At 34.6% G+C, this 4,964-nt stretch carries 6 protein-coding genes; 4 read left to right on the forward strand and 2 right to left on the reverse strand.

Translation table 11 applies throughout. The features are described 5' to 3' along the window. Window positions 1-601: 601 nt before the first annotated feature. The 3 genes from HX129_RS17480 to HX129_RS17490 all read left to right on the forward strand — a co-directional run bounded on the left by HX129_RS17480 (window position 602) and on the right by HX129_RS17490 (window position 1,839). Window positions 602-913 carry a BrnT family toxin gene (locus HX129_RS17480; RefSeq protein ID WP_180172621.1) on the forward strand — a complete coding sequence of 104 codons (312 nt, stop codon included), beginning with the start codon at window positions 602-604 and terminating at the stop codon, window positions 911-913. 102 nt (window positions 914-1,015) lie between these two features. Beyond that, window positions 1,016-1,396 carry a hypothetical protein gene (locus HX129_RS17485; RefSeq protein WP_180172620.1) on the forward strand — a complete coding sequence of 127 codons (381 nt, stop codon included), beginning with the start codon at window positions 1,016-1,018 and terminating at the stop codon, window positions 1,394-1,396. Window positions 1,397-1,593: 197 nt separating this feature from the next. Further along, window positions 1,594-1,839 (forward strand): hypothetical protein, encoded by a 246-nt coding sequence (locus HX129_RS17490; protein WP_180172627.1) that lies wholly within the window; start codon window positions 1,594-1,596, stop codon window positions 1,837-1,839. A gap of 118 nt (window positions 1,840-1,957) precedes the next feature. Here the strand turns inward: HX129_RS17490 and mobQ are convergent, their stop codons facing one another. Then, window positions 1,958-3,466 carry a MobQ family relaxase gene (mobQ, locus tag HX129_RS17495; protein WP_286436385.1) on the reverse strand — a complete coding sequence of 503 codons (1,509 nt, stop codon included), beginning with the start codon at window positions 3,464-3,466 and terminating at the stop codon, window positions 1,958-1,960. Window positions 3,467-3,664: 198 nt separating this feature from the next. Here mobQ and HX129_RS17500 point away from each other — a divergent pair, with 198 nt between their 5' ends. Further along, a complete protein-coding gene (locus HX129_RS17500; protein WP_286436387.1) occupies window positions 3,665-3,925 on the forward strand; it encodes a DUF8583 domain-containing protein in 261 nt (86 codons plus the stop codon). On the opposite strand, the gene repM is transcribed toward HX129_RS17500, so the two are convergent. After that, window positions 3,915-4,832 (reverse strand): replication initiation protein RepM, encoded by a 918-nt coding sequence (repM, locus tag HX129_RS17505; protein WP_286436386.1) that lies wholly within the window; start codon window positions 4,830-4,832, stop codon window positions 3,915-3,917. The genes HX129_RS17500 and repM overlap by 11 nt on opposite strands. Window positions 4,833-4,964: the final 132 nt, after the last annotated feature.

Consider the following 4,964-nt stretch of genomic DNA (forward strand, 5'->3'; position numbering starts at 1 on the left):
TCTCTAATAGTTAGTAGTCAATCTCTAATAGTTAGTAGTCAATCTCTAATAGTTAGTAGTCAATCTCTAATAGTTAGGCAATTAATTGATTGATTATAAAAAAGAAAAACAGAACTAAAATATTTAAAATATTTAAAATATTTAAAATAAAATCAAAATCAAAAATCAAAGGCTATGGCACTCGCTTCGCTCGTGTCTTTTCAAGAGCAAAAGCAAAGTCAAAAGCATTAATAATGCATTCGCTATGCTCATGCTTTTTGAAAAGCAAAAGCTTCTCCGTTCGCACCCATTCGGGATGCTCTGTACTTACCGCTTAAAATTGAAAGGGAGCTTGTAATCAGAAAAAAGGCAAATGCAAAATTTTTATTATGCTCAATCGCTCGTAGACACTCGCTCGGTTATATGAAGCTAAAAAACAAATAATATGTTCAAGTTTAAGCAGAAATTAGTAATTAAATAAAAATTCATTGTATATACAATTTTTTTTCAAATGCCCATTGAATTACATAAAACTGCCCATATTAAAGGGTTGTACATATGGAAGTAAAACAATGTGTATATACAAAGATCGCTTGAAACCTTAGAATAAATGGAGTAAAACATGTCAACAGACGAACCACCTTTAAAATATATTTTTTCACCCGCAATTCTACAAAAGTTAGATGAGAAGCATGGCGTCTCACTTGATGAAGTATATGAATGCTTTGAAAACAATGATGGTCAAACCTTAATTGAAGAACGTGAACAACATAAAACAGTACCTGAAACAGAATGGTTTATCAGCCAAACTCGAAGAGGTCGTACATTGAAAGTTTGTTTCGTCTTCGTTGAGGAACTGAATACAGTTTTTGTTAAAACTGCATATGATGCCAACGATGTTGAAATTCGAATATTCGAACGAAAGACATCGTAAATGAAACTTGGGGGGAGCTCCCCCCTGGATTCTGAAGTAGTCGATCATAATTAAACATTTTCGACTATAAATTATCTAGATTAATGAATCGAAGAGAAAATTATGAACCGTATAAATGAATCTACCATTCAACATGAAATATTTAGTGATGTTGATTTATGGGAGTCAAGAGAACTTGGAGCTAATGAATCAACAGTAAAATCTAAAGGCATGTCGAATAAACTTAAAAAACTTATAAGCAATCAAAATGATCAAAAAATGCAAATGATATCAATACGTTTGCCTATAAGCCTAATAAATGACTTAAAAGAGATTGGAGAAGTAGAAGGGTTAGGTTATCAAGCTTTAGCTAGAGAAGTTCTTCAACGCTTTGCAGATGCAGAAAGCAGAAAAAAAGTTAATGAATTGATTGCTCAAAAAAGAGAACTTCAAAGACAATTGGAAGAAATGCAAAGTGAGTTAAAAACTCTTAAACAGGCTTAATAATATGTAGAATCCATTTAAATAAAAGTGATCTTTTAATCAAAGTTTTAAAGATATTTGTTCTAAGGCATTATCTTTAAAAAAAGAAAACTAAAAAGGGCTGTTATCTTAATAGATCAGCCCTTTTTAGTTTTCTTTTATTGCTTTATGTTTAATGATATACATTATTAAATTCAATAGATTAGTAGGGTTAAATCATGGATATTTTTTCAAGACTTATAAATATAAAAAGTAAATATAATATTACTTTATATGAGGGAGAAAACTTCAAACAAGCTTTATACAATGGGAAAATGACTGATTCAGCAGATTGCATTATTGAAAAAATAGAGTTAACTCTAAAACACTACCCCAATAGTACGGGCATTGGTTTATCTACATATCAATCAGATGAAACTTCAAGCGGTGAATTTTGCTATGCAGTAGCATTGCCTGTTGATTAATTATAAAAATCAAGAAATAACTTACAAAGCGAACGGAGTGTGAGCGACATAGCAGTAGATCGCTTACCCCCCCCTCTGATTACCGCTTTTTACTGAATTGGATTTTCAACGGTTGGGGCTATCGTTCCATGCCTTTAGATTTTGATGCACCCCTAACCTGTTCTTGCTCTCGTTGTTTTTGTGATTCAAGTTTTGGCACTTCAAAATTAGGATTTTCCTTAAATTTTTCTACAAATTTTTGTTGTGCCTGTTCTAATTTTTTATCTAAGTCTGAGCCACCAAGTTTTTGCTCCAATACCGATTTAATCGACTGATATGCCTGCTTTTGTTCGTGGTTTAACTGCCGATAAACGCTATTAAAATCCAATTCTTTTGGTTTTTCCCTGCTGATATTGGGCTGAATGGTCGGCTGACTGCGTAATCGAATAGTTTCTCGTTTAATATCGTCTTTCCTTGCTTCCACAAGGGTTTCATTCAATTTTAAATCATCTTTCTTGCGGTCAAATTCATGTTTTAGCTCTGAATATTTTTCTTTCCACGCTGAAAACTTAGGATTTGGGACTAATCCGAACAATTTTTTTTGTGGTTTGTTCTTTTGAAGCTCGTCATAGTCCTTTAAAGCGGTAGAAATATCTCGTTTTAATTGGAAAATTTCAGATTCAAGACGGTTTAAATCGTCATTGAGTTGTTTTAATTTAGGGCTAGATGGCTCTGATTTGCGTTCTAAGCGGGTTTCTTTAGGTTTTGGCTGTTCTACTTGTTGTTGTGCTTCTGTGGCTTTAGGGGCGTTTTTTGAAGCTTCTAGGCGCATTTCTGCTTGATATTTACTGATTTGAAATTCAGCAAGGCGGATTTCTTGCTCTAAACCTTTCAAAATTTCAGGTAAACGCTGATTTTCAGCGTTTTGCTGTTTGATTAAATCATTTTTTAGGCTGATTTCGGTATCAATGCCCTGTCTGCGTAGCTGTGTGACCTTGCTACCCTCGTGAATGGTCGCCTGTAGTCCGTTGTTCTGATCGGCATAGCTGCGGTGGTCTACTTCGGTCAAATACCCTGCTCGTGCTAGATTTTGATTGGTAATGTCGGCAAAGGTTTCTCGCCATTGGTTCACGGTCTGACTAGAATTTTCTTTGTTAAAATCTCGGTTTCTCTTTTTGGCAAAATCACCTGTTTCAGGGTCAATTTGTCGCCCTGTAAACATGATATGAGCGTGGTAATTGCGTTCATCACTTCCGCTTTGGGTGTGTGGTGCATGAATGGCAGCGTCCACAATTACACCATGCCGTTTTACAAGCTCTTGGCATAGGTCATTGAGCATTCTTTCCCTTTGCTCTTTGTTCAATTCATGCGGAAAGGCTATTTCAAATTCTCGTGCTAGGTTTGCGTCTTTTCTACGTTCAACCTTTTCAACGGTGTTCCAAAGTTGGTTGCGGTCTAATAATTCAGGATTTGTATTTTCAGGGGCATAGATTTTTGTAAATTCCACGCCTGTTTTTTTCGTATAGTCCTGTTCTTTCCCTTGTCTTTCATCTATCAATTTTTCGCCCGAACGATAAGCAGAACATGCAACGGCTGAACGCCCTGCACTTCGACTTATGGTCTTAACTGAAAAATGATAAATCGCCATTTACTTATTTTTGCCTTTTGATGCTTTTGCTTTTAGGGGTTAAGGGGATTTTCCCCTTACGGACTTCCATTGAAAACATCGAAGATTTTCTCAATGGTAAAGTGCGCCCTTCGGGAAAACTACGATAGCAGATAGTACCTTGAATTTCAATTCATGTACGCTTATGCTAACTGTGGTTTTTTAGGCTTTGGAATCACAATGAAAATGGAAAATTTAGAACAACAAATTGCTAAACAGGAAGAACGATTAAAACAGCTTAAAGCTCAAAAGCAAGCTGTTATCGCTCGTGAAAAAAAGAAACAATCTGAACAGCAAAGAAAGGACGATACTAGGCGTAAAATTTTACTCGGTTCTTATTTGCTTAAAAAAATGGAAAATGAAACCAATAAAGAAAAAATACTCGCTGATCTCAACGAGTATCTAACAGAAGATCGAGATAGAAAATTATTTAATCTTTGAAATCTGTTTCAGTCCGTAAAGCTTTAAATATTCGTTTGGCATGTATAGGATTTGCCGATTCAGGGTCTCTTAATATTTTCCCAATCCAATTTGCAAAACTTGGATAATCAGGGAAGTTACTAAGGTCTGAAATACTGCCTAATTTGCATAAAATTGTACTGTACTTGGAAATTTGAGCATCAGTTATATGGGCAAACATATCGACTGTGTTTGGATCACGTTTCGGGTCTTGTGCTTTAGGTTTTTGTTTCTGCTTAATCGTAAATTTTATATGAGTGAATTTACGCCCTGTTTTTTGAGGTTTTGCTGTAACTTTTAAGTCGGTTTGCTCGTTAATTTCTTCAATAGATGGGTCTATAACCCAAGCAATTAAATTCCCTGTTGTTTTGTATCTTGAGCCTAAATCTAGCATTACTCTTAAATCATCTATGGCTACTGAGCGTTCGCCAATAGATTTATATTGAGTTAGTAACTCATAAATGCGTACAGAGTATGCACCTTGCATTTTTGATACTTCAGATAGCATATATTGAGTGAAGTTGGCTTTTACATTAGATATAAACGGCAATATATCTTTAGAAAATCTAAGAGCAATAATACCCTGATTGTCTGTGAACTCTATACGCTGAACCCAACGCATTTTTATTAGTTTGTCATCAATATCTAGGCTAATAGAACGCTCATATAGACGGTTTACAGCTTCTTTTAAATCCCTATATGCAGTTTTTTCATGCACCCCTAAAGCCTGTAAATCTTGAACACTAACAGTGTAAATTTCATCATCTGACACTTCACTCATTTTAGGTATTTTAGCGATAGCTGATAAAACAACACGTTGTTCAACAACTGAAAGGCGATAACTTGCCTCAATAACTTGATTCGATTTCACTACTAATTCATTTTGCATAATTCTGTAGTCATTCTAAGTATTAGAAGTAATTTATACTAATATATTAGAAAAATCAATCTCTAATAGTTAGTAGTCAATCTCTAATAGTTAGTAGTCAATCTCTAATAGTTAGTAGTCAATCTCTAATAG

It is taken from the genome of Acinetobacter sp. 251-1, assembly GCF_030329305.1.
In the GTDB taxonomy this organism is placed as follows: domain Bacteria; phylum Pseudomonadota; class Gammaproteobacteria; order Pseudomonadales; family Moraxellaceae; genus Acinetobacter; species Acinetobacter piscicola_A.

Excerpts from the sequence above, each read along its gene's own strand:
- HX129_RS17490 (WP_180172627.1), top strand. The coding sequence starts at position 1,594 with ATGGATATTTTTTCAAGACTTATAAATATAAAAAGTAAATATAATATT.
- repM (WP_286436386.1), bottom strand. The coding sequence starts at position 4,832 with ATGCAAAATGAATTAGTAGTGAAATCGAATCAAGTTATTGAGGCAAGT.
- HX129_RS17500 (WP_286436387.1), top strand. The coding sequence starts at position 3,665 with ATGAAAATGGAAAATTTAGAACAACAAATTGCTAAACAGGAAGAACGA.
- mobQ (WP_286436385.1), bottom strand. The coding sequence starts at position 3,466 with ATGGCGATTTATCATTTTTCAGTTAAGACCATAAGTCGAAGTGCAGGG.
- HX129_RS17485 (WP_180172620.1), top strand. The coding sequence starts at position 1,016 with ATGAACCGTATAAATGAATCTACCATTCAACATGAAATATTTAGTGAT.
- HX129_RS17480 (WP_180172621.1), top strand. The coding sequence starts at position 602 with ATGTCAACAGACGAACCACCTTTAAAATATATTTTTTCACCCGCAATT.